At 68.8% G+C, this 25060-nt stretch carries 20 protein-coding genes; 10 read left to right on the top strand and 10 right to left on the bottom strand.

The window, feature by feature from the left end:
• The first annotated feature begins 4 nt into the window (after positions 1–4).
• A complete protein-coding gene (qcrB, locus tag ACYVIO_RS21980; protein WP_460652728.1) occupies positions 5–1702 on the top strand; it encodes a cytochrome bc1 complex cytochrome b subunit in 1698 nt (565 codons plus the stop codon).
• Between the two features lie 159 nt (positions 1703–1861).
• On the opposite strand, the gene ACYVIO_RS21975 is transcribed toward qcrB, so the two are convergent.
• Positions 1862–2812, bottom strand: coding sequence for an NADP-dependent oxidoreductase (locus tag ACYVIO_RS21975; RefSeq protein WP_460652727.1), 951 nt, complete (start codon positions 2810–2812; stop codon positions 1862–1864).
• A 208-nt stretch (positions 2813–3020) separates the two neighbouring features.
• On the opposite strand from ACYVIO_RS21975, the gene ACYVIO_RS21970 reads away from it, so the two are divergent.
• Complete coding sequence (locus tag ACYVIO_RS21970; RefSeq protein ID WP_460652726.1) at positions 3021–3671, top strand: TetR/AcrR family transcriptional regulator; 651 nt, start codon at positions 3021–3023, stop codon at positions 3669–3671.
• A 149-nt stretch (positions 3672–3820) separates the two neighbouring features.
• Here the strand turns inward: ACYVIO_RS21970 and ACYVIO_RS21965 are convergent, their stop codons facing one another.
• The 4 genes from ACYVIO_RS21965 to ctaC all read right to left on the bottom strand — a co-directional run bounded on the left by ACYVIO_RS21965 (position 3821) and on the right by ctaC (position 8314).
• The gene (locus ACYVIO_RS21965; RefSeq protein ID WP_460652725.1) at positions 3821–5053 is read right to left on the bottom strand and encodes a L,D-transpeptidase; all 1233 of its coding nucleotides are present in this window, start codon (positions 5051–5053) and stop codon (positions 3821–3823) included.
• Positions 5054–5241: 188 nt separating this feature from the next.
• Positions 5242–5637 (bottom strand): cytochrome c oxidase subunit 4, encoded by a 396-nt coding sequence (locus tag ACYVIO_RS21960; RefSeq protein WP_460652724.1) that lies wholly within the window; start codon positions 5635–5637, stop codon positions 5242–5244.
• The gene (ctaD, locus tag ACYVIO_RS21955) at positions 5634–7370 is read right to left on the bottom strand and encodes an aa3-type cytochrome oxidase subunit I (protein ID WP_460653557.1); all 1737 of its coding nucleotides are present in this window, start codon (positions 7368–7370) and stop codon (positions 5634–5636) included. The genes ACYVIO_RS21960 and ctaD overlap by 4 nt, the downstream gene beginning before the upstream one ends.
• 44 nt (positions 7371–7414) lie before the next feature.
• Entirely contained in the window at positions 7415–8314 is a 900-nt protein-coding gene (gene ctaC / locus ACYVIO_RS21950) for an aa3-type cytochrome oxidase subunit II (RefSeq protein WP_460652723.1), read from the bottom strand.
• 94 nt (positions 8315–8408) lie between these two features.
• On the opposite strand from ctaC, the gene ACYVIO_RS21945 reads away from it, so the two are divergent.
• The 5 genes from ACYVIO_RS21945 (at position 8409) to pulA (ending at position 16896) form a co-directional block, all read left to right on the top strand.
• Positions 8409–9536: a cysteine desulfurase family protein gene (locus tag ACYVIO_RS21945; RefSeq protein ID WP_460652722.1), complete on the top strand. Its 1128-nt coding sequence runs from the start codon at positions 8409–8411 to the stop codon at positions 9534–9536.
• Positions 9533–9742: a sulfurtransferase TusA family protein gene (locus ACYVIO_RS21940; protein WP_460652721.1), complete on the top strand. Its 210-nt coding sequence runs from the start codon at positions 9533–9535 to the stop codon at positions 9740–9742. The genes ACYVIO_RS21945 and ACYVIO_RS21940 overlap by 4 nt, the downstream gene beginning before the upstream one ends.
• 44 nt (positions 9743–9786) lie before the next feature.
• A complete protein-coding gene (locus ACYVIO_RS21935) occupies positions 9787–10341 on the top strand; it encodes a GNAT family N-acetyltransferase (RefSeq protein ID WP_460652720.1) in 555 nt (184 codons plus the stop codon).
• A 19-nt stretch (positions 10342–10360) separates the two neighbouring features.
• Positions 10361–11065, top strand: coding sequence for an SIR2 family NAD-dependent protein deacylase (locus tag ACYVIO_RS21930; protein WP_460652719.1), 705 nt, complete (start codon positions 10361–10363; stop codon positions 11063–11065).
• A 110-nt stretch (positions 11066–11175) separates the two neighbouring features.
• A complete protein-coding gene (pulA, locus tag ACYVIO_RS21925) occupies positions 11176–16896 on the top strand; it encodes a pullulanase-type alpha-1,6-glucosidase (RefSeq protein WP_460652718.1) in 5721 nt (1906 codons plus the stop codon).
• Between the two features lie 115 nt (positions 16897–17011).
• Here pulA and ACYVIO_RS21920 read toward each other — a convergent pair whose 3' ends face one another.
• Both ACYVIO_RS21920 and ACYVIO_RS21915 read right to left on the bottom strand, forming a co-directional pair.
• Positions 17012–17947: a diacylglycerol/lipid kinase family protein gene (locus ACYVIO_RS21920; protein WP_460652717.1), complete on the bottom strand. Its 936-nt coding sequence runs from the start codon at positions 17945–17947 to the stop codon at positions 17012–17014.
• Positions 17948–18027: 80 nt separating this feature from the next.
• Complete coding sequence (locus ACYVIO_RS21915) at positions 18028–18564, bottom strand: dihydrofolate reductase family protein (protein ID WP_460652716.1); 537 nt, start codon at positions 18562–18564, stop codon at positions 18028–18030.
• Between the two features lie 152 nt (positions 18565–18716).
• Between ACYVIO_RS21915 and ACYVIO_RS21910 the strand changes: the two genes are divergently transcribed.
• Positions 18717–20156, top strand: coding sequence for a serine hydrolase domain-containing protein (locus ACYVIO_RS21910; protein ID WP_460652715.1), 1440 nt, complete (start codon positions 18717–18719; stop codon positions 20154–20156).
• 29 nt (positions 20157–20185) lie between these two features.
• Here ACYVIO_RS21910 and ACYVIO_RS21905 read toward each other — a convergent pair whose 3' ends face one another.
• Genes ACYVIO_RS21905 through ACYVIO_RS21895 form a run of 3 tightly spaced genes read right to left on the bottom strand, consistent with a single transcriptional unit; the run spans position 20186 to position 23057 of the window.
• Positions 20186–20686: a DUF3830 family protein gene (locus ACYVIO_RS21905; protein ID WP_460652714.1), complete on the bottom strand. Its 501-nt coding sequence runs from the start codon at positions 20684–20686 to the stop codon at positions 20186–20188.
• Complete coding sequence (locus ACYVIO_RS21900) at positions 20686–22074, bottom strand: amidase (RefSeq protein WP_460652713.1); 1389 nt, start codon at positions 22072–22074, stop codon at positions 20686–20688. Before ACYVIO_RS21900 ends, ACYVIO_RS21905 begins: the two co-directional genes overlap by 1 nt.
• Entirely contained in the window at positions 22071–23057 is a 987-nt protein-coding gene (locus tag ACYVIO_RS21895) for a D-2-hydroxyacid dehydrogenase (RefSeq protein WP_460652712.1), read from the bottom strand. The genes ACYVIO_RS21900 and ACYVIO_RS21895 overlap by 4 nt, the downstream gene beginning before the upstream one ends.
• A gap of 80 nt (positions 23058–23137) precedes the next feature.
• Here ACYVIO_RS21895 and ACYVIO_RS21890 point away from each other — a divergent pair, with 80 nt between their 5' ends.
• Positions 23138–23860 (top strand): maleate cis-trans isomerase family protein, encoded by a 723-nt coding sequence (locus ACYVIO_RS21890; RefSeq protein WP_460652711.1) that lies wholly within the window; start codon positions 23138–23140, stop codon positions 23858–23860.
• Positions 23861–23872: 12 nt separating this feature from the next.
• Positions 23873–25060 carry a M24 family metallopeptidase gene (locus tag ACYVIO_RS21885; RefSeq protein ID WP_460652710.1) on the top strand — a complete coding sequence of 396 codons (1188 nt, stop codon included), beginning with the start codon at positions 23873–23875 and terminating at the stop codon, positions 25058–25060.

Below are 25060 nucleotides of genomic sequence, written 5' to 3'. Positions count from 1 at the left end.
AACAGTGGCCACGAAAGAACTTCCCCCGCCGGTCGCCTGGGTCGACGACCGCATCGGCATCACCAAGATCGGCAAGAAGAACCTGCGCAAGGTCTTCCCCGACCACTGGTCGTTCATGCTCGGTGAGATCGCCCTCTACAGCTTCATCATCCTGCTGCTGACCGGCGTCTTCCTCACCTTCTGGTTCAAGCCGTCGATGGCCGAGATCGAGTACCAGGGCTCGTACAGCCTGCTCAAGGGTCTGCACATGTCCGAGGCCTACGCCTCGACGCTGGACATCTCGTTCGACGTCCGCGGCGGCCTGCTGATGCGCCAGATCCACCACTGGGCGGCCGTCCTGTTCGTCGCCTCGATGATGGTGCACCTGCTGCGCATCTTCTTCACCGGCGCGTTCCGCAAGCCGCGCGAGCTGAACTGGGTGATCGGCTTCGGGATGCTGTTCCTCGGCATCATCGAGGGCTTCATCGGCTACGGCCTCCCCGACGACCTGCTGTCCGGCACCGGACTGCGCATCACCCAGGGCATGATCCAGGCCTCACCGGTGGTCGGGACCTGGATGAGCTTCTTCATCTTCGGCGGCGAGTTCCCCGGGGACGACATGGTGTCGCGGTTCTTCACCGTGCACGTGCTGCTCATCCCCGGCCTGATCCTGGCCCTCGTGACGGCCCACCTGATCCTGGTCGTCTACCACAAGCACACCCAGTACCCCGGTCCCGGCCGGACCGAGAAGAACGTCGTCGGCTACCCGCTGATGCCGGTCTACATGGCCAAGGCCGGCGGCTTCTTCTTCGTCGTCTTCGGCATCACCGCCCTGATGGGCGCGCTGCTGCAGATCAACCCGGTCTGGCTGTACGGCCCGTACAACCCGGCCGAGGTGACGGCGGGCTCGCAGCCCGACTGGTACATGGGCTGGCTGGAAGGCTCGGTCCGCATCATGCCCGGCTTCGAGTCCCACTTCTGGGGCGTGACGCTGAGCTGGAACCTGCTGATACCGGCGCTGATCATCCCGCCCGCGTTCGTCACCCTGGTGGCCCTCTACCCGTTCATCGAGCAGTGGATCACCGGCGACAAGCGGGAGCACCACCTGCTCGACCGGCCGCGCAACGTACCGACCCGGACCGGGATCGGTGCCGCGTTCATCACCTTCTACGGCCTGCTGTGGATCGGTGGCGGCAACGACCTGGTGGCCACGCACTTCGGGATCTCGCTCAACTCGGTCACCTGGTTCCTGCGGTTCGCGGTGTTCCTCGGCCCGGTGTTCGCCTTCTGGGCGACCCGGCGGATCGCGATCTCGCTGCAGCGCGCCGACAACGACCGGCTGCTGCACGGCCTGGAGACCGGCATCATCATGCGGTCGCCCGACGGTGAGTACACCGAGAAGCACGCCCCGATCTCGAACTACGAGGCGTACTCCCTGACCGCCCGCGACCGGACGCTGCCCCTCGAGGTCGGCCCGGAGACGGACGAGAACGGTGTTGCGGCTCCGCACCGCGGCCTGACCAGGATCCGCGCGGCGCTGTCCCGCTTCTACTTCGCCGACTCGGTCCAGAAGCCGACCGCCGCGGAGATCGAAGAGGCGCACGCTCACGGCCACGGTCACGACGACCACGAGGAGCTCGGCCACACCGCCGAGGTCCCCGGCCTGACCGGCACCGTCGAGGTCGACGACGAGACGGCGCGCGAGCAGATCACCAAGCACTGACCAAGCACGATGTGAAAGGCCCCGGCTCGAGAGAGCCGGGGCCTTTTGCTTTGCTTTGGGTGGATGCTGCCGGTTGCTTTGGGTGCCTGCTGCCGTGGCCTATGCCTCGGGTTCTCCCTCGGACGGCTCGCTTCGGCGGGCCCGAGCTCCCCCCGTCGGTCAGTGGAGCAGGACGATCTTCCCGCGAGCATGGCGGGACTCGCTCAGCTCGTGCGCGGCGGCTGCTTCGGTGAGCTGGAACGCCGCCGCCACGGGGATCCGGAGCCGGCCCTCGTTGGCGAGCTCGACCGCCTCGGCCAGACCATGGACGGCCAGTACGTCGGCTCCCGCGCCCAGCGCCTCGCCGGTCTCGTCAGCGGGTGCGCTGTGGGACATGTGAACGCCGTACTGGGCTGCGCTGAAGTCGGCGATCGTCACCACACGCGCCGGGTCGCCGGCGATGGTGATCAGCTGTTCCAGCGCGCCTCCCGCGCAGTCGAACACCGCGTCGACGCCGCCCGGGGCCAGCTCCCTGACGCGGTCCTCCAGCCCCGGCCCGTACGTCGTAGGCTCGGCGCCCAGGGACTTGAGGAAGGCGTGGTTGCGCTCACTCGCCGTACCGATCACTCGTGCGCCGCGAGCAACCGCGAGCTGGATGGCGACGGTCCCCACTCCCCCGGCGGCTCCCTGGATCAGCACCGTGTCGCCTGGTTGGACGCTCAGGCGGTCCAGGACGCGCGTGGAGGTCTCCACACTCCCAGCTGCCCCTCCGGCCTCCTCCCAGCTCCAGACGGCCGGTTTCGGCGCCCAAGCAGCCAGTACGACGAAGTCCGCGTTCGCCGCCCGGCCGGTCATCGAGGTGAACCCGAAGACCTCGTCCCCAACGCTCACCCCGTCCACGCCGTCGCCGACCTCGTCCACCACTCCCGCGGCGTCGAACCCGGTCCGGTACGGAAACTCGGTCGGCACCAGCTCCCGAAACCGCCCCGACCGAATCCCGATCTCCCCCGCCGACACCCCAGAAGCCTTCACCGCGATCCGGATCTCCCCCGGCCCCGCATGCGGCGCCTCGACCTCCCCGATACGCAACACACTCGGCGGCCCGTACTCACTGAACTCCAGAACTCTCATGCCCGCGAACGTAACGGAACACCCCGTCCGCTTAGCTAAACTGAGACCCGTGACAACCGAAGTGAGAACACAACCAGCCGGACCGGCGCCTCGGGTGGGACCCGAGCCGGGCCGGGAGCGTGAGGTGGGATCGGAGGCGTGGCAGGAGGCTGGGCCGGCGCCTGCGGTGGGACCGGCGGTGGCACCCGCGCCGGGCCGGGAGCCCAAGGTGGGATCGGGGGCACGGCAGGGTGCTGGGCGTGGGCGGGTCGCTGGAGGGTTGCGGTCGGATGCTCGGGACAACCGGGAGCGGATCCTTGCCGTCGCGCGGTTGGCTTTCGCTGCTGAAGGTCTGGACGTGCCGATCCGGGAGATCGCTCGGCGGGCCGAGGTCGGCGTCGCGACGCTCTACCGGCACTTCCCCACCAAGGAAGCCCTGCACGTCGAGGCCTTCGCCGAGCAGATGAACTTCTGCTCGACGATCGCGCAGGACGCACTGGACGCCGCTGACCCGTGGGTGGGGTTCAGCCGGATGATCGAGCGGATGATGGAGCAGCACGCGCTGGATCGAGGGTTCGCCCGGGCCTTCACGTCGAGCCTGCCGCCCGCCGCCGGGTTCGCCGCCGAGCGCGACCGCACCCTCCGCTCGCTGCTGGAACTCATCGGCCGCGCCAAGGAAGCCGGCGCCCTCCGCGACGACTTCGTGCTCGAGGACCTCTCCCTCGCCCTGATGGCCAACGAAGGCATCCGCGCCGCGACCCCCGAGCTCAGAGTCGCCGCCTCGAGACGCTTCGCCGCGCTCATGCTCCAGTCGTTCCAGGCCAACCCCGTACGCCGGGACCTCCCGCCCGCAGTCCGGCTGCCGGTCTCGAGGGCCTAGCCCCCGATCAGCCGCAAACCGGGCCGAACCGAGCAGGAGGTGGAAACACGTGCCCACAGCGTGGGGTGGAAAGCACAGACCGCCCCCCGCAAGCTGCGTGGGGCGGTCCTAGGTGCTCTAGCGCCTGGGCGGTAGGCCCGGGCGACCGGTCAGGCCAGGGCTGATCCAGCCTTGTACTTGGTCCAGGAGTCGTTCCAGTCGGTCCAGCCGTTGCCGGGGGTCATGGGGCGGTTGGTGCCGGTGACGACGACCGGGTCGCCGCGGAGCGTTTGGGCGAAGTACCAGGCGCCGTCCTTGAGACTCATGCCGACGCAGCCGTGGCTGACGTTCTCGGTGCCCTGGCTGCCGCTCGACCAGGGAGCGCCGTGGATGAACTCACCGGAGCTGGTGACGCGCTGGGCGTACTGGACGTCGTGGATGTCGTAGTACTCCGGGTCGCCGGGCTGGATGCCGACGGTGCGGGCGTCCATCCGCTTGGTGCGGTACTTCTCCATGATCACCTTGACGCCGCTGCGGGTGGTGAACCCGTCCTTGCCGGCGGTGATCGGGATGGTCCGGGCCAGCTTGCCGTTGATGGTGACGGCCATCGTGTGCTTCTTGACGTCGACCTTGGTGACGACCGACTTGCCGATCGCGAAATCGATCTCGCGGCTGGCCGAGCCCCACACGCCGCCGCCGGCGTTGACGCCCTGGGTGGCGATGTTCACGGTGATCTTGGTGCCGGCCGGCCAGTAGTTCTTGGGCCGGTAGTTGACCTGCTTGCTGTTCATCCAGTGCCAGGTGCCCTCGACCGGGACCGAGGTCTTCACCGAGAGCCGCTTCTCGACCGCGGCGCGGTCCTTGACCGGGTTGTTCCAGAAGATCTGGATCGGCATCGCGACACCGACAGTCTCGCCGTTCAGCGGTGCGACCGAGGCCTTCAGCTTGGTGCTCGCGGCCAGCGTCTTGAACGTCGAGCTGATCTGCACGGTCTTGCCGTCGCTGCCCTGCGCGGACCCGGCCACCGTGTACGTCGCGCTCGGCTTGAGCTGCGGCAGCGACGTCCACTCCGACTTGGCGTCGTTGAACGACCCGGTGACCTTGTCGCCGTCCTTGTCGCTGACGGTGATGTTGTCCAGCGTGCCGGAGCTGGTGACGACCTTGACCGGCTGGTCCGGGCGGACCGCCGCGGCGTTCTTCGCCGGCGTGACGGTCACGTTCGCCGCGGCCGGGTCGGTCGACGGGGTCTGGCTCTGGTCGCCACCGGGCGTCGTCGACGCGCCGGGAGTGGAACTCGACGGGGCGCCTCCCGCGGCTGGACTGCCCCCGTCGGTGTCACTACAAGCCGCCGCGACCACCAGCATCGCGCAGATCCCCGCCACGGCCAGGCCGCGTTTGCGCACCGAACTACCCAACACCCTGAGCTCCCCTGAGATTCGTTGCACCGCCCCGGCAAGCCTAGCTCGCCCTGCGGTGGTCCTAACGCACCAGATCGCCACCGGTACGGCGGGCCCTTTCGGACCCGCTGTACTGATGACGATCGGAACGGTCTTTTAGTTGACTTTTTCGTGAGTCCCGTCAGTGCGCTCCGTCAGTGCGCGTGGTCGCCGCGGTAGTACTCGAAGATGAATCCGGACAGCGCCACGATCCCCAGCCCGGTGCCGATGATGAACAGCCACCAGCCGAAGACCAGGCCGAGCACGATGATCGACAGCGTCGCGGCGCACCACAGCGGCCACCACGAGTACGGCGGGAAGAAGCCCAGCTCACCGGCTCCGTCCGCGATCTCGGCTTCCTTGCGGTCCTCCGGACGGGCGTCCATCCGGCGCGCGGTGATGCTCAGGTAGAACGTCACCAGCAGCGCCAGGAAGAACGTCATCACCAGTGCGGTGGTCCCGGTCGGGTCCTCCGACATGATCCAGTAGATCGGGGCGACGATCAGGACGAACAGCGTCAGGATGCCGAAGACCCAGGCCTCGACCTTCATGCCTTACCCTCTCCGTCCCCGGTCGTACCGGTGCCCGCGTTCAAGTTGCGCTCGAGGTTCTCGACCCGGCCCTGGTCCTCACCGGCGTCGAGCAGGTTGTCCCGCGGGGCACCGCTGTCGCCGTACTCGGCGAGCGCGATGTCCGGGTGGTGCAGGTCGAAGGCCGGCGACTCCGACCGGATCCGCGGCAGGCTGACGAAGTTGTGCCGCGGCGGAGGCGAGCTGGTCGCCCACTCCAGCGAACGTCCCCAGCCCCACGGGTCGTCGACGCCGACCAGCGGCGCCTTGCGGGACTTGTAGACGTTGTAGAAGAACGGCAGCATCGACAGGCCGAGCACGAAGGCACCGATGCTGGAGACCTCGTTCAGCGTGGTGAAGCCCTCGTTCGCGCCGTACGACGCGTAGCGCCGCGGCATGCCCTCGACGCCCAGCCAGTGCTGCACCAGGAACGTCGTGTGGAAGCCGATGAACAGCAGCCAGAAGTGCAGCTTGCCGAGCTTCTCGTCGAGCATCCGGCCGGTCATCTTCGGCCACCAGAAGTAGAAGCCCGCGAACATCGCGAACACCACCGTTCCGAACACCACGTAGTGGAAGTGCGCCACCACGAAGTAGGAGTCGGACAGCTGGTAGTCCAGGGCCGGCGAGGCCAGGATGACGCCCGTCAGGCCACCGAACAGGAAGGTGGTGAGGAAGCCGATCGACCACAGCATCGGGGTGTCGAAGGACAGAGATCCGCCCCACATCGTCCCGATCCAGTTGAAGAACTTCACCCCGGTCGGGACCGCGATCAGGAACGTCATGAACGAGAAGAACGGCAGGTTCACCGCTCCGGTGACGTACATGTGGTGCGCCCAGACCGCCACCGAGAGGACCGCGATCCACAGCGTCGCGGCGACCAGACCGATGTAGCCGAAGACGGGCTTGCGGCTGAAGACCGGGAGGATCTCGGTGATGATGCCGAAGAACGGCAGCGCGATGATGTAGACCTCTGGATGCCCGAAGAACCAGAACAGGTGCTGCCACAGGAGTGGACCACCGTTCGCCGCGTCGAAGACGTGAGCCCCCAAGGCTCGATCCGCCTCCAGCATCAGCAGCGCGCCGGCCAGGATCGGGAACGCGATCAGCACGAGGATCGAGGTCACCAGGATGTTCCAGGTGAAGATCGGCATCCGGAACATCGTCATACCGGGCGCGCGCATCGTGATGATGGTGGTGACGAAGTTGACCGCACCGAGGATCGTGCCCAGACCGGCCAGGTACAGACCCATGATCCACAGGTCGCCACCGACGCCCGGCGAACGGACCGCGTTCGACAGCGGGGCGTAGGCGAACCAGCCGAAGTCGGCCGCGCCGCCCGGGGTGAAGAAGCCGGAGATCGTGATCGTGCCGCCGAACAGGAACAGCCAGTAGCTGAACATGTTCAGCCGCGGGAACGCCACGTCGGGCGCACCGATCTGAACGGGCATGATCACGTTCGCGAAGCCGACGAACAGCGGCGTCGCGAACAGCAGCAGCATGATCGTGCCGTGCATCGTGAACAGCTGGTTGTAGACCTCTTCGTTCACGATCTGCAGGCCCGGCTTGGCCAGCTCGGCGCGGATCAGCAGCGCCATCACGCCGCCGATCAGGAAGAAGATGAACGAGGTGATCAGGTACAGGTGACCGATCAGCTTGTGGTCGGTGGTGGTGAGCCACTTGACCGCGATCTGGCCCTTGCTGCGCCGCCTCGGCAACGCGCTCGCGGCCCCTACGGCGCCGCTGCGCTCAGCGAAGTCGGTCACTTCTCGCCCTCCTGCTCCCCGTGGCCGGGAATGGTGGTTGCGTCCTGGCCACCGGTGGCGGCGCCGGTCTGGCCCTTGGCCGCCAGCTCACGCAGGTGTGCCTGGTACTCGTCGGCGGTGACCACGCGGACGGTGAAGATCATCCGGCTGTGGTAAAGGCCGCAGAGCTCCGCGCACTTGCCGGCGAAGGTGCCGGTCTTGGTCGGGGTCAGCTCGAACTTGCCGGTCCGGCCCGGGATGACGTCCAGCTTGAAGTAGAAGGCCGGCACCCAGAAGGAGTGGATCACGTCGGGCGAGGTCAGCTCGAACTCGACCGACTCGTTCACCGGGAGCACCAGCTCGGCCGGCTGGTCGAGCGTGCCGGTCTCCCAGACGCCCTGCTGCCCGTCGACGGTGTCCTTGTAGTTGAAGGTCCACTGCCACTGCTGGCCGACCACGTTGATCTGGTGCGTCGAGGCACCGGAGTTCTTCGTGATCACGTTGCCGTGCTCGACGGTGTAGAAGAACAGCACACCGATGATCGCGAACGGCGCGAGTGTGTAGAGCACCTCGAGCGGCAGGTTGTAGCGCGTCTGCCGCGGCGCGTCCTCGCTGCGCCGGCGGTACCGGACCACGGCGAACAGGATCAGGCCCCACACCATCACACCGACGACCAGGGCAGCGATCCACGCCCCGATCCACAGGCTTCTGACTGCCTCGGTCCGGTCCGAAGCACCCTCCGGCAGTCCAAGTCGTTTCCACTGCGCGTTGGTCTCCGACGAGCAGCCGGTCAGCAGCATTGTGCCGACCACTACCGCTGCCGGGACCAGCAGGCGTCGCTTCGCCGGACGTGACGCGGCGCGGGTCTGCTGACCCGCCGCTCGCGCGACCACTCCGGACGTGCCGTTCGAACCCACGGGGCGCCTTTCCCTTCCCAGGTGAGACTGACGACAGAACACTACTGGACTGCCTCCCGCGTTCTGCGCATAGGTAGGGCTTAGCGTTTCCCGTGTGAGCCACCGTGCACATCTGGACGCCGCAAGTGCCGAGGAACTGCACCCTGCCGCGCGGGAGGTGTTGCTGCAGGCACTCGATTCCGGGTGGGCCGATCCGGCCCGGTTGCACCACGAGGGACGGACCGCCCGGCTGCTGCTCGACAACGCCCGCGCGGTGCTCGCGGAAGGCGTCGGCGTACGGCCTGACGAGCTGTATCTGACCACCTCCGGAACGGCCGCGATCCATGCCGGACTGCCTGCCATCGCGGCTGCTCGGCGACGGATCGGTACGACGGTGGTGCACTCCGCAGTCGAGCACTCGGCGGTCCTGCATGCCGCAGCAGCAGCTGGTACGGCGTACGAGGTGGGCGTGGACCAGCTGGGACGGGTCGACTTCGACGACTTCGCCGAGCAGGTCCGGCAGCCCGGCGTCGCGCTGGCCGCCTTGCAGACGGCGAATCACGAGGTGGGGACGCGGCAGCCGGTGAGCCGCCTTGGCGAGATTGCGGCCGCAGCTGGAGTCCCCCTGTTCGTGGACGCTGCCGCGACGGTCGGGCACGAGCCCATCCCTGGCGGGTGGTCGGTGCTGGCCGCAAGCGCTCACAAGTGGGGCGGCCCGGCCGGGGTCGGGCTGCTCGCCGTACGGAAGGGCACTCGGTTCGCCCCGGCCTGGCCGGTGGACGAACGCGAGGACGGCCTCTCCCCCGGGCACCCGAACGTCCCGGCTGCGCTGGCTGCCGCGGCTGCTCTGCAGGCCCGCCTCCTGGAAGCCGATGCCTTGGACAAGCAGCACCGGGCCTGGATCGCCGAGCTCAGGACGCGGGTAGCGGCTGACCTCACCGACGTGGAGGTTGTCGGGGATCCGGAGGACCGGCTGCCGCACGTGCTGACCTTCTCCTGCCTGTACGTCGACGGTGAGGCCCTGGTCACCGCACTGGACGCCGAGGGCTTCTCCGTCTCCAGCGGATCAGCCTGTACGGCGAGCACGCTGCGCCCGTCGCACGTCCTGGCTGCGATGGGCGTACTCACCCACGGCAACGTCCGGGTCTCACTCGGCCGCGGCAGCACGTACGAGGACGTCGACCGCTTCGCGCGGGTGCTGCCCGGGCTGGTTCGGCGGATCCGTGCTGAGGTGGGGATGTGACGACCCTCGACTGCCGCGGGATGCTCTGCCCGCTCCCGGTGATCAAGCTCGCGCAGGCGTTCCCGGACCTGGCGGTCGGCGACAGCATCGCCGTACTGGCCGACGACCCGGCCGCAGCGACGGACATCCCTGCCTGGTGCCGGATGCGCGGGCAGGAGCTGGTCTCCGCGGAGGACGGGCAGTACGTCGTACGGAAGCTGGGCTGAAAACCGTTGGCGCCGAGTGACCGGTACGCCCCAGGCTGACCGGCATGACCGACTTCTCGATCAAGCCGATCCTGACCGGCGAGCTGGTCGTCCTGCGCGTGCTGGACGAGCAGGACTTCCCGGCGATGAAGGCCGCGATGGACGATCCCGAGGTGGCCCGGCTGACCGGGAGCCACGGGGAGATCAGCGACGAGAAGGCGCTGGAGTGGATCCGGACCCGCAAGGACCAGCCCGATCGGCTCGACCTGGCGATTGTTGACAAAGCCACCGGCGAGACCGTCGGTGAGGCGGTGCTGAACGACTACGACCCGGACAACCAGGCGTGCAACTTCCGGATCCTGATCGGGCCGAGCGGTCGTGGACGGGGGCTGGGGACCGAGGCGACCCGGTTGATCGTCGGCTACGGCATCGAGGTGCTCGGGCTGCACCGGATCAGCCTCGGGGTGTACGCGTTCAACCCGCGGGCGCAGCGGGCGTACGAGAAGGCCGGGTTCGTGGTCGAGGGCCGGCTGCGCGACGACCTGCTGTGGGAAGGCGAGTGGGTGGACTCGATCGTCATGTCGGTGCTCGCGACGGAGTGGCCGCCAAGTAACCAGTGAGCCCGGTAGGTTCGGAGGCGTGACCGAACGTTTCGCCGTACTGACCGGTGCCGGGATCTCGACCGCGTCGGGCATCCCGGACTTCCGCGGGCCGCAGGGATTGTGGACAAAAGACCCGGGCGCGCAGGCGATGTTCGACATCGACGAGTACGTCGCGTCGCAGCAGGTCCGGGCCGCCGCCTGGAAGCACCGCCTCGCCGCGCCCGCCTGGACCGCCGAGCCGAACGCCGGCCACCGCGCGCTGGCCGACCTCGAGCGCCAGGGCCGTCTGACCGCGCTGATCACCCAGAACATCGACGGCCTGCACCAGAAGGCCGGGTCGGTGAACGTCCTCGAACTGCACGGCACGGTCTGGTTCGTCGACTGCCTGAACTGCGCCCGCCGGATCCCGATGGCCGACCTCCTCCCCCGCCTCGAGGCCGGCGAGGAGGACCCCGCCTGCGAGATCTGCGGCGGCATCCTCAAGTCCGCGACGGTCTCGTTCGGCCAGTCCCTCGACCAGAACATCCTCGACGCGGCGGTCGCGGCGACGGAGGCCTGCGACACCTTCCTGGCGATCGGTACGTCGCTGCAGGTCTACCCGGCCGCCGGGCTGTGCGACGTCGCGCTGAAGGCCGGCAAGCGTTTGATCATCATGAACGCCCAGCCCACGCCGTACGACGAAGAAGCCGACGAGATCATCCGCGGCCCGATCGAGACCACCCTGCCGGCCCTCGTCGGCTGACCGCCGGCCCCGGTCCCGTGACCTGAGCGCGACCTTCAGGCTCTTCCCCCGGCCAGACTCGCGGGCTAGCGTCCCGGGCAGATTGTCCTGTCTTGGGAGGGGAACCCGCGATGCTCAGGTTCGTCATGCGCCGTGCTCGTTGGCTGGCTGGGGCGACAGCGATCGCCGTGGTGGCGGTAGGGCTCGGTACGCCGTCCGCCGCACCCGCTGGTCCGTCCGCAGACCGGGTGATCACGCTCGCCGGGTCGCTGCAGAGTGAGTTGGGATGTGCCGGGGACTGGGATCCGGGGTGTGCCGCGAGCACGCTCGGGTCGGCAGCGCCGTACAGCAAGGTCTTCGACGTGCCCGCCGGCAGCTACGAGTACAAGGTGACCGTCAACGGCGGCTGGGACGAGAACTACGGCGCCGGTGGCGTGCTGAACGGCGCGAACATCCCGTTGACGATCGCCGGGCCGGCCAAGCTGCGGTTCAGCTACGACGACACCACGCACGTCGTCAGTGTCGTGCCGGTCAACCTCGCGGGCCCGACGCCGACCCCGGCCGACAAGGCGCTGGCGAGCCCGAGCTTGCGCGAGGACCTGACCAAGGAACGCTTCTACTTCCTGATGGCCGACCGGTTCGCCAACGGCAACAAGGCGAACGACGCCGGCGGACTGACCGGAGACCGGCTCACCACCGGACTCGACCCAACCGACAAGGGCTTCTACCACGGCGGCGACCTGGCCGGCGTGATGCAGAAGCTCGACTACATCAAGTCCCTCGGTACGACGAGCATCTGGCTGACCCCGTCGTTCAAGAACCGGCCCGTCCAGGGCTCGGGCGCCGACGTGAGCGCCGGGTACCACGGCTACTGGATCACCGACTTCACCCAGATCGACCCGCACCTGGGCACCAACGCGGACATGCAGCAGCTGATCAAGCTCGCCCACGGCAAGGGCATGAAGGTCTTCTTCGACATCATCACCAACCACACCGCGGACGTGATCGCCTACGAGTCCGGCCAGTACGGCTACATCCCGAAGGCGACGTCGCCGTACAAGGATGCCAACGGCACCGTCTTCGACGACAAGCAGTACGCCGGCGGCGACACCTTCCCGCCGCTCGACCGCAACACCAGCTTCCCGAACGTGCCGGTCTTCAAGACGCCGGCCGACGAGACGGTCAAGCAGCCGGCCTGGCTGAACGACCCGACGCTCTACCACAACCGCGGCGACTCGACCTTCGCCGGCGAGAGCGCCGAGTACGGCGACTTCGTCGGACTGGACGACCTGTTCACCGAGCAGCCGAAGGTCCGCGACGGGATGATCGACGTCTACAAGACCTGGGCCGAGCTGGGCATCGACGGGTTCCGGATCGACACCGTCAAGCACGTGAACCTGGAGTTCTGGCAGAAGTTCTCGCCGGAGATCCTGAAGGCCGCGAAGGCGAAGGGGACCAAGGACTTCTTCATGTTCGGCGAGGTCTACGACGCCGACCCGAAGTTCATGTCGACCTACACGACCTCCGGCGCGCTGCAGGCGACGATCGACTTCGGGTTCCAGCAGAACGCGGTCGCGTTCGCCAAGGGCGATCCCGCGACGAAGCTCAGAGACTTCTACGCGAACGACGACTACTACACCGACGCCGACTCCAACGCGTACCAGTTGCCGACCTTCCTCGGGAACCACGACATGGGCCGGGTCGGCACGTTCCTCAAGCAGGGCGGGGCAGCAGGTCAGGAACTCCTGCAGCGTGACAAGCTCGCGCACTCGCTGATGTTCCTGACCCGCGGCCAGCCGGTCATCTACTACGGCGACGAGCAGGGCTTCACCGGGCCGGGCGGCGACAAGGACGCGCGGCAGGACATGTTCGCGACCCAGACCACCGAGTACGCCGACGACGAGGTCGTCGACGGGACCGGATCGTCGACAATCGGCAGCAAGGACTCGTTCAGCACGAACGCGCCGATGTACAAGCACATCGCGGCGCTGCAGAAGCTGCGCGCCAAGTACCCGGCACTCAGCGACGGCACCCAGATCCACCGCTACTCGTCGAACGCCGGCGGCCTGTACGCGTTCAGCCGGATCGGCGCGGACAAGACCGAGTACCTGGTGGTGTCCAACAACGCGACGACCGCGAAGAGCGCCACCATCCCGACGTACGGGTCGAAGGTCTTCAAGCCCGTGTACGGCGGGACGAAGTCGTTCGTCACCGACCGCGAGGGCCGGGCGACGCTGACCCAGCCGCCGCTGTCGGTCACGGTCTACCAGGCTGTTTCCAAGGTCCCGCACCGCTCCAAGGCACCGGCCGTCTACCTGAGCTCGCCGGAGCCCGGTGCGACCGTCGGCGGTCGCGCCGAGATCGCCGCCGCGGTCCCGGAGAACACCCCGGTCACCGTCACGTACGGCGTCCGCCCGGTCGGTACGACGACGTGGCAACGACTCGGGTCCGACGACAACGCGCCGTACCGCGTCTTCCACGACGTCTCGAAGCTTGCCAAGGGCACCCTGCTGGAGTACCGGGCCGTGCTCAAGGATGCGTCCGGCAACTACTCCGTCTCCGGCTCGTACGGCGTGGTCGGCGACCCGCCGCCGCCCGGCGGCGGTGGGGGTGGTGGGAACGGACCGGTCACGCAGCCCGCGAACGTGAGCGTGCCCGGCGACCACAACAGCGAGATGGGTTGCCCGGCGGACTGGTCGCCGGACTGCGACCAGGCGCAGCTGACGCTCGACCCGAAGGACAAGGTCTGGAAGGGTACGTACCCGATCCCTGCGGGCGAGCATGCGTACAAGGCCGCGATCAACAAGACGTGGGACGAGAACTACGGGGCCGGAGGCAACCTCAACGGCGCGAACATCTCCTACACCGCGCCGGCCACACCGACCACGTTCTACTACGAGCACGGCCGGCACTTCGCCACCTCGAACGCGCAGGGCCCGATCGTCACCGTGCCCGGTTCGTTCCAGTCCGAGCTGGGCTGCCCGGCCGACTGGTCGCCCGACTGCATGCGACCCTGGTTGACCGACCAGGACGGCGACGGCACCTTCACCTGGTCGACGAGCGAGTTGGGAGCGGGCAGTTATGAGGCGAAGGTCGCGCACGGGCTCTCCTTCGACGAGAGCTACGGCCAAGGCGGCAGTCCGACCGGCGGCAACATCCCGATCCAGGTGCCGGGCGACGGGCTGGTCGTCACGTTCTCGTACGTGCTCGCGACGCACCTGCTGACCGTGACGACCTCAAAGCCGGGCGCGCAGCCCGATCTCAAGCAGGCGAAGGCGCACTGGGTCGGCAAGGACCTGCTCGCCGTACCGCCGGTGGCTCACCCGGAGCGGTCGCGCTGGCGGCTGCACTGGTCGCCGACCGGCGGGCTCGCGGTCGACGCGGACGACATCGGCGGCTCGTCATCCGGACTGCGGGTCGATCCAGCAGGATTGCCTGCGAAGGTGCTGGCCAAGTACCCGGCACTCAAGGGCTACACCGCGCTGCGGCTCGACAACGCCGACGCGCGCAAGATCCTGAAGGGCCAGCTCGGGCTCGCCCAGTACGACGACGCCGGGCGGCTGCTCGACGCGACCGGGGTGCAGATCCCCGGCGTACTGGACGACGTCTACGGCTCGGCGGTCGGACGCTCGTACGGCGTGACGTGGCACGGCGGCGTTCCGCGGTTCACGCTCTGGGCGCCGACCGCGCAGAAGGTCACGCTGCTGATCGGCGGCCGGCGGGTGCCGATGAGGCCGTCGTCCGACGGCTCGTGGACGGCGGACGATCGTCGACAATCGACCGGGGCGTCCTACCGGTACGAGGTGACGGTCTTCGCACCGAGCACGGGCAAGGTGGAGACCAACGTGGTCACCGACCCGTACTCGGTCGCGCTGACCACGGACTCGGCGTACTCGGTGGCCGTGGATCTCGACGCCGCCGCCGGGAAGCCCGCGCTCTGGGCGAAGACTCCGGTGCCGCCGCTGGCGCGGTCGGTGGATTCGACGATCTACGAACTGCACGTCCGTGACTTCTCGATCAACGACACCACGGTCCCGGCCGCACACCGCGGGACCTACCTCGCGTTCGCCGACGAGGGCGCCGGGACCAAGCACCTGCGCAAGCTCGCGCAGGCCGGCCTCAACACGGTGCACCTCTTGCCGACGTTCGACATCGCCTCGATCCCGGAGGGTGCGCAGGACAAGCCCGCGTGCGACCTGAAGGCGCTCCCGGCGGACTCGGAGGAGCAGCAGGCGTGCGTCACCGCCGTCGCGGCGAAGGACGGGTTCAACTGGGGCTACGACCCGTACCACTGGCTCGCGCCGGAGGGTTCGTACGCCGTCCAGAAGGACGGGCTGAGCCGGGTCGCGGAGTTCCGGACGATGGTCGGCGGGCTGCACAAGTCGGGACTGCGGGTCGTGCTCGACCAGGTGTACAACCACACGCCGGCCGCCGGTCAGGCGCCGACGTCGGTGCTCGACAAGGTCGTCCCGGGCTACTACCAGCGGCTGAACGCCACCGGTGGGGTCGAGACGTCGACGTGCTGCAGCAACATCGCGACCGAGCACGCGATGGCCGAGAAGATCATGGTCGACAGCACGGTGTCGTGGGCCCGCAACTACAAGGTCGACGGGTTCCGGTTCGACCTGATGGGGCATCACAGCAAGGCGAACATGCTGAAGGTCCGGGCAGCGCTGGACAAGCTGACCGTCTCCCGCGACGGCGTCGACGGGAAGAAGGTGTTCCTGTACGGCGAAGGCTGGAACTTCGGCGAGGTCGCCAACAACGCGCTGTTCGAGCAGGCGACGCAGGGCAACCTCGGCGGGACCGGGATCGCGACGTTCTCCGACCGGCTGCGGGACGCCGTACGGGGTGGTGGGCCGTTCGACGAGGACCCGCGGGTGCAGGGGTTCGGGTCCGGTGCGGCGAGCGATCCGAACGGTGCTCCGGTCAACGGTTCGCCGGCTGACCAGGCGAAGCGGTTGGCGCACGACACGGATCTGGTGCAGCTCGGGCTGGCGGGGAACCTGCGGGCGTTCAGCTTCCGGTCCGCGGACGGCGGGGCCGTCGTACGGGGTGATGGGGTGGACTACAACGGGTCGCCTGCCGGGTACGCGGATCAGCCCAACGAGGTCATCACGTATGTGGATGCCCATGACAACGAGACGTTGTGGGACTCGCTGACCTTCAAGTTGCCGGCCTCGATGCCGATGGCTGACCGGGTGCGGATGAACACGTTGTCGTTGGCAACGACCGCGCTGGCGCAGACGCCGTCGTTCTGGCACGCGGGTGCGGACCTGCTGCGGAGCAAGTCGCTGGACCGGAACTCGTACGACTCCGGCGACTGGTTCAACCAGCTGGACTGGACGGGGGCGGACAACGGGTTCGGGCACGGGTTGCCGCCGAAGACGGACAACGAAGCCAAGTGGTCGTTCATGAAGCCGCTGCTCGGCAACGCTGCTCTGAAGCCTTCGGCCGCTGAGGTGGGGACGGCCTCCGCGGCCGCCGCGGATCTGCTGAAGCTCAGGTTCTCGACGCCTCTGTTCCGGCTGGGATCGGCTGAGCTGATCAACCAGAAGGTGAGCTTCCCGGTGAGTGGCACTGCCGCCGCTGTGCCGGGCGTCATCACCATGCGCGTCGACGACTCGGTCGGTCCGAACGTCGACCCGGCGCTGAAGGGTGTGGTGGTGGTCTTCAACAGCACCGGATCGACCGTCAGCCAGCAGGTGCCGGGCCTGACCGGTGCGAACCTGTCACTCTCGCCGGTGCAGGCCGGGGGCTCCGACCCGGTCGTCAAGCAGACGACCTGGACCCCCGCAACCGGCACCGTCTCAGTGCCGGCCCGAACGGTCGCCGTACTGGTTCAGCGCTAGAGACAGAGGACGGCGTCGCCCAGCGCGGAAGCCTCGGCGGCGCCGCTCCCTCGCTTGCCCAGCGCGGAACGCGCGAGGGCTCGGGGCGGCGCCGCTCCCCTCCCCTCCCCCTCTTTCAGGGGATGCGGACGACGAGGGCTGCCGGGTCGACCTCGGCGCTCAGAATCCTGCCGTTCTCGATGGTGTCGCCGTCCAGCTGGCGCCCGGCTGGTTTGTCGGCCTTGATCTGGATCTTCTGGCCGGTGAAGCGTTCGATGTGGCGGCCCTCGTTCAGGGACTTGATCACCAGGCTCAGCGCCAGCCGGGGCCAGTGGCTGATCCGACGGGGAGCCAGTACGACGAGGTCGATCGTGCCGTCGTCGGGCTTGGCATCCGGGAGCAGCGGGATGTTCGCCTGGAGCGTGCCGACGTTGCCGATCACCACCGTGCGGGCGCGGCGGGTGATCGGCGGCTTGTCGTCGACGACGATCTCGATCTTCACGAACGGATGGTTCAGGTTCCGCACGGTCGACACGACGTACGCCGCCCAGCCGACGCGCTTCTTCAGGTCGTCCGGTGCGTCGGCGATGATCGCGGCGTCCAGGCCGAGCCCGGCCATCACGACGAACCGGTCGTTCGCAAGCTGGTCGCCCTTCACCAGTACGCTGTCGATCCGCTGCTCGGACCCGTCCAGCAACTGGCTCAGCGCCTCGTCGAGGTCGAGCGAGATGCCGAGGTTGCGGGCGAGCAGGTTCCCCGTACCGGCCGGCAGTACGGCGACCGGTACGTCGGTCCGCGCCAGCTCGGCGCAGACCACCCGCACGGTCCCGTCGCCACCGGCCACCACGACCAGCGCAACCTGCTCGTCGATCGCCCGCTGCGCCATCGCGTGGCCGGCGTCGTCCTCGGTCGTCTCCAGCCAGAGCGAGTCCTCGAACCCGCGCTCGGACAGCGCCGCGTCGACCTTCGCGCGGAACTCGTCGGCGTCCCCGACCTTGATCGGGTTGAGGATCACCGCGGCGCGCAGCCGGCCGTTCGGCTCGGGCTGGTCGTCCTGGGTCTCTGGGTTCACCGGGGGCCTGTCTGTTCAGGGGAATGTGCGGGGATGCAGCATTCCACGGTGTGCCCAGGAAACCCAGGGAGTACTCCTTTTCAGGCCGGCCGATAGACGGTGTGGAGTACGCCGGTGCTGAACGGGGTCACCGAGACGAGCTCCAGCGGTACCGTCTCGCCCTCGTCGAACAGCCGCGCGCCGTGACAGACGGCGATCGGGTGAACCAGCAGGTGCAACTCGTCGAGGACCTTCGCCCGCAGCAGCGACCGGACCAGTGTCGACGATCCGACAACGCTGATGTCCTTGCCCGGCCCTTCCTTCAGCTCGGCCAGGGTCTTCATCGGGTCGCCCTCGACCAGCGTCGAGTTCTGCCAAGCGTCGACGTTCTCGAGGGTCCTGGAGACGACCAGCTTCGGGGTGTTGTTCATGTGCGCGGCCATCTCCATGTCGGCGGTCGGCCAGAACGACGCGAACTCCTCGTACGTCCGGCGCCCGACCAGCATGGTGTCCGAGCGCGCGGTGAGCGCGTCGACCTGCGCGCCCATCGCGTCGTCGAAGTACGGGAAGTGCCACTGGTCGGGGGCCTGCGTGACGCCGTCGAGGGAGATGAACAGGCCGGCCACGATCTTGCGCATGATGGTGCTCCTTGGGGTCTGGAGGGGTGCTCTTGCCTGTGCGTCGACCGGCGCCGGCCTGGATCGACATCGTGGCCGGAAGTTTTTCGGGCCCGTCTCACGGCACGCGAATCCTGGTGAATTTGTCGGTGGCGGCGGCTAGCGTGCATCGGGTGACTCTTCCTCGCAGTACGCCGGCAGACCAGGGACTCTCCAGCGCGGGCCTCGACGCTTTCGTCGCGGCGCTGGACGCGTCCGAGCAGGAGATCCAGACCGTGATGGTGCTGCGGCACGGTCACGTCGTGCTGGAGCGCGAGTGGTCGCCGTACCGGCTGACCGATCGGCACCTGCTGTTCTCGGTGTCGAAGAGCTTCACCTCGACCGCGGTCGGCCTGGCGGTCGAGGCGGGGCTGCTGTCGGTGGACGACAAGGTCGTGTCGTTCTTCTCCGGCGACGACCTGCCCGAGAAGATCAGCGAGAACCTGGCCGCGATGGAGGTTCGGCACCTGCTGACGATGTCGACCGGCCACTCCAAGGACACCGCCGACCGACTCGGCCGGACCGGTCGGATGGTGCAGGGCTTCTTCCAGTTGGACGTCGAGCACGCGCCGGGCGCGCCGTTCGTCTACAACAGCGGAGCGACGTACGTGCTGTCGGCGATCGTGCAGAAGGTGACCGGCGAGAAGCTGATCGACTACCTGCGGCCGCGGCTGTTCGAGCCGCTCGGGATCAGCGAGCAGATCTGGGAGACGTCGGACGAGGGCATCAACATGGGCGGGTGGGGGCTGAGCCTCAACACGCACTCGCTGGCGGCGTTCGCTCAGCTGCTGGTCCAGCGTGGTGCTTGGGAGGGGAAGCAACTGGTCCCCGCCGAGTGGATCGAGGCCGCGACGTCGGCGCAGGTGGACAACAGCACCGAGGAGAACCCGGACTGGAAGCAGGGGTACGGGTACCAGTTCTGGCGCGGGCGTCACAACTCGTACCGGGGTGACGGTGCGTTCGGTCAGTACGTGCTGGTGCTGCCCGACCACGACACCGCGGTGGTGATCACGAGCGCGTCGCCGGACATGCAGGCGACGATGAACGTGATCTGGGAACAGCTGCTGCCGGTGCTGGAGAAAGCCGGAGCGGACGCAGGCTCCGGAGCGGACGCAGGCCACGCGGGCTCCGGAGCTGACGCGGGCGAGCTGCGGATTGCGGCCCCGGCGGGGTCCTCACCCGCTCCGGGTGACGGGCAGACCTATTCCTTCGCGGCCAACGACCACGGGTTGTCGGCGGTCCGGTTGGATGCTGACGGCAGCGGGACCTTTACCTTCGTCGCGGCACGGCCGAGGGAATCGGGCACGCAGGAGATCACGTTCGCGCCGGGCGACTGGGACGAGCAGACCTACACGCTGACCGACCCGGCGCAGCGCATCGTGACTTCGGCGTACGGCGAGCCCGCCGGCGACGGCGATCCGGACGGCAGCGGGACCTACGTCGCGACGGCGCGGTTGCTGGAGGCGCCATTCGTGATCACGTTACGGTGCCGGGTGATCGACGGGCGGCTGTCGGTCGGCATCAGGTACAACGTCGGCTTCGGGACGACCGACGAGACCCTCGTCTCCGAGTGAGCGACCGCCGCTGAACGCGCCCGCCGTGGTCAGTCGCGGCGGGCGAAGGTCAGGGTCTCGCCGCGGGCGCCGCCCATCCAGAGATCCTGGCAGGCGGCGGCCATCTCGGTCAGGCCCTCGGTGATCGCGCCGAACACGTTGCCCGGGACCCAGCCCTGGTCGCCGTTGATCAGCAGGTTGTTGCGCCCGTAGAACAGGGCCAGATCGACGATCGCCCCCGTCGTACCGGTCCCGGTGCTGTTCTCATACCCGTACGCCGGGTTGCCCAGGTCGTCGGAGTCGAAGGAGAACCAGCACAGATCACCCGGGATCGGCGTGATCGTGGTGTTCTCCTTGCCCGGGGCAACCGCCGCGAAGGCCGGCAACAGCGTGTAGATCTCGTTGCGCGCGTACTTGCCGTGGAACACCGGCGCCGACAACGGCAACGCGTCCCACACCGCGGCCGCGGTCCGCGGCGCCTCCTCGTCGAGCAGCCGGGCGACGCAACTGACGCCACGCTTGTCGAGGGACACGGTGATGAACCGGCTCATCAGCTCTCCTGCAGGGTCGGGACACGGGTGTGCCAGGCCGTCGCGGACTCGTAGGCCTGCCCGACCCGGAGCACGAGACCGTCGGCATGACGCCTGCCGACAATCTGCAATCCGACCGGCAGCCCCTGGCTGGTGAAGCCACACGGAACGCTCAGGGCGGGTTGCTGGGTGAGGTTGAACGGATAGGTGTACGGCGTCCAGCTGGTCCAGTCGGGCGACGGCGAACCGTCCGGCACGTCCTGGCCGACGGCGAACGCGGGCAACGGCAGCGTCGGCGTCACCAGTACGTCGTACCGGCGGTGGAACTGGCCCATCAGCCGGCCGAGCTCCGTCCGTACGGCGGTGGCGTCGAGGTAGTCCGAGGCGGTGAAGTTCGCCCCGGCCTCGGCGGTCCGGCGCAGGCCCGGGTCGACCTGCTCACCGACCGCGTCGCCGTACGCCTGCAGGACCTTCGCGGCACCGGAGAACCAGAGCACGTTGAACGCGTCGATCGGGTCGGCGAACCCCGGATCCACCTCGCTCACCTCGGCGCCAGCCGCGGCCAGGACGGCGGCCGCGGCGCGAACAGCCGCGTCCACCTCCGGATGATTGTCGACAAACCCCAGATTCGGCGAGAAGCCGATCCTGAGGCCGGCCACGCCGTCGTCGATGCCGTCGAGCAACGAACCCGTGGGAGTCGGCATCGCCGACCAGTCGCGCGCGTCGTATCCGGTGATCACGTCGAGCAGCGCGGCGTTGTCGCGGACCGTGCGTGTCATCGGCCCGGCGTGCGACAGCGTGCCGAACGCGCTCGGCGGGAAGAGCGGGATCAGCCCGTACGTCGGTTTGAGGGCAACCGTGCCGGTGAACGCGGCCGGGATCCGGACCGAACCACCCCCGTCGGTGCCGACCGACCACACGCCCATGCCGAGCCCGACCGCCGTCGCCGAACCGCCGCTGGATCCACCCGAAGTCTTCGTCGGATCCCACGGGTTGCCGGTCACGCCGTACCGAACCGAATCGGTGACGCCCTTCCACGAGTACTCCGGCGTCGTCGTCTTGCCGAGGAACACCGCGCCGGTCTCCCGCAGCCGGGCCACGGCCGGGGCGTCCTCGCCCCACGGGCCGGCCTCGTCGATCAGGTGACTGCCGCGCAGCGTCGGCCAGCCCTTGGTCCAGAGCGCGTCCTTGATCGAGGTCGGTACGCCGTCGCCGGGGCCCAGTGGCTCCCCTGTGTGCCACCGGGCCTCCGACTGCTTCGCGGCGGCCAGCGCGCCTTCGTGATCGACCAGCACGAAGGCGTTCACCTGTTCGTCGTACCGGTCGATCGCGTCCAGTGCCTCCTGCGTGGCCTCGACCGGGGAGATCGTCTTGCGCCGATATCCGTCGACCAGCTCGACCGCTCTCACCGACCAGCACCTCCGGGGACGTAACCGAGTTTTTTGTCGACAACGTTCAGCAACTGCTCGCCGGCGACCCACCGCCGGACGTTGTCCGCGAACTGCGCGGCCAGCGTGTCCCGCCAGCCGATCACGTCACCCGACATGTGCGCGGTGACGGTGGTGTTCGGCGCGTCCCAGAGCGGGTGGTCCGCTGGCAACGGCTCGGTGTCGAAGACATCGAGGGTCGCGCCGCCGAGCGCACCGCTGGCGAGCGCGGTCAGCAAGGCGCCCTCGTCCACCAGCGGACCGCGGCCGACGTTCACCAGATGGGCGTCGGGCTTCAGGTGGGCGAGCACCTCGGCGTCGACAACACCCCTGGTCGCCGGGGTGAGCGGAGCAGCGAGGATCAGGTAGTCGCACCACGCCGCCTCGGCGGCCAGGCTGCTGGTGGCAACGACCTGGCCGAAGTCGGGATCGCTGGCGAGCGCCCGACGGCCGGCGCCGCGGACCTCGAGGCCGGCCGCGGTCAGCAGACGGGCGGTGGCCCGGCCGATGCCGCCGGTGCCGACAATCAGCGCCTTCGCGCCGGCGATGCTCCGCGTCTCGCGATGCTTCCACTCGTGCCGGCGTTGCAGCTCGAGGCTGCCCCGGGTGTCCTTGGCGGCGGCGATCACCGCGCCCAGGACGTACTCGGCGATCGGGCGGTCGAAGACCCCGCGGGCGTTCGTCACCACCACGTCGGAGTCGCGAAGCCCGTCGAAGAGCAGCGTGTCGACCCCGGCGGCGGTGACGTGGATCCACTCGACCGACCCCGCCTCGGACCACACGTCGCGGACCGCGGTCGAGAAGTAGTCCCACAGCATCAGGGCCCGCGCTCCCCGTACCGCCTCGGCCAGACCGTCGGCCGCGCAGTACCGGAACTGCACCGGCAGCCCCTCCAGCCCGGGCGGCCGGTCCGAGGATTGTTCACACAGGACCGCGACGACTGGACCCTCGGCAGTTGGCGGCACGCTGTCGAGGCTAGAAACCGTCCGTAGGATTGTCAACAATCCCTTGTTTCCGGGCCGGTCCGGACCCCACACTGAGTCCCATGATTCAGGCACCTCCCCTGCTACAGACAGGGATCGGCGTCGTCGCGCCGTACGACTTCGCGCTGGACCGCGAACTGTGGCGCTGGGTGCCCGACGACGTGAGCCTGTACCTGACCCGGCTGCCGTACGTCCCGCTCGCCGCGACAGTCGAGATGGCTATGCACATCTCCTCCCCCGCCCTGGTCGCCCGCAGCGCCGTCGACGTGCTGGCCGTCTCGCCGCTGGTCACCGCCTACGCCTGTACGTCGGGCAGCTTCATCGGCGGCGTCACCGGCGAGGCGCGGATGGTCGCCGCGATGGAGGACGCCGGAGCACCGACCGCGGTGACGACCAGCGGCGCGCTGCTGATCGCGCTCCGCCAGCTCGGCCTGACCCGGATCGCCGCCGTCACGCCGTACACCGAGGACCTCACCGACGGTCTCGCCGCCTACCTGGCCGAGGCAGGCGTCGAGGTGGTGGCGACGGCCGGGCTCGGGCTCACCTCCGAGATCTGGACCGTGCCGTACGAGACGACCAGCGACCTGGTCCGCGACACCGACACCCCCGACGCCGAGGCGGTCTTCGTCAGCTGCACCAACCTGCCGACGTACGACGTGATCGCGCTCCTGGAGGCCGAGCTCGGCAAGCCGGTGCTGACCGCGAACCAGGTGACGATGTGGTCGGCGCTGACGATCGCCGGCCGCCCGGCGGTCGGTCCCGGTCAACGACTGCTCGCGGCCTGAGGGAGGACGACGATGCCGAGCGACATCCTGGTGCAGGCGGTCGAGGCCGCCGAGTACGCCGACCGGCTCGCGCGGGTCCGCGCGATCATGCGAGAGCGCTCCCTGGCGGGGCTCGTGGTGACCGACCCGGCGAACCTCTTCTACCTGACCGGGTACGACGCCTGGTCGTTCTACACGCCGCAGTGCCTGGTCCTTCCGGCCGAGGGCGAGCCGCACCTGTTCGCCCGGGCGATGGATGCGGCAGGCGCGGCCTTCACCTGCAATCTCCGCGCCGACCAGATCCACGGCTACCCGGAGGAGCTGGTGCACCGGCCGGACGTGCATCCGTTCGACTGGATCGCGGAGAGAGCGCGACCCCTGCTGCCCGACGGAGAGACAATCGCGGTCGAGGCCGACTCCCACTACTTCTCCGCCCGCGGTTACCTTGCCCTGGGCAACGGTCTGCCGGGGCGCCGGCTGGTCGACTCGGCCGAACTGGTCAGCTGGGTCCGTCTGGTCAAGTCCCCCCACGAGCTGGCCCAGCTGCGGATCGCCGGCCAGATCGCGGCGACGGCGATGCGGATCGCCTGCGACCAGCTCCGGCCCGGGCGCCGGCAGTGCGACCTGGTCGCGGAGATCATGGCCGCGCAGGCGATCGGTACGCCGGAGCACGGCGGCGGGTACCCGGCGATCGTGCCGATGCTGCCGACCGGCGAGGCGGCCGGGACACCACACCTCACCTGGACCGACCGGATGTTCAGCGACGGTGAGGCGACGACGATCGAGCTGGCCGGCGTCTTCGGCCGCTACCACGCACCACTGGCCCGGACCGTGATGCTCGGCGAACCGCCGCTGCGGCTGACCGAGACGGCGAAGGTCGTTGCCGAGGGCCTGCAAGCGACGCTCGAGTCCATCCGTCCCGGCGTCACCGGCAGCGAGGTCCACGCAGCCTTCGACACCGTCATCCGTGCCCACGGCCTGCGCAAGGATTCCCGGATCGGGTACTCGATCGGCATCGGGTACCCGCCGGACTGGGGCGAGCGGACCGTGTCGCTGCGCCCGGGCGAACCGACCGAACTGGCCGCCGGCATGGCCTTCCACGTGATTCTCGGCATGTGGATGGACGGCTGGGGCTACGAGGTGTCCGAACCGGTGGTCGTGACGTCCACCGGCGTCGAACGCCTCACCGACCTGCCACCCGACCTGACGATCCGGAGGTAA

Source organism: Kribbella endophytica (assembly GCF_054781295.1).
The sequence above is the reverse complement of the archived record's forward strand: the minus strand, read 5'-3'. Positions and strand labels throughout refer to the sequence as shown.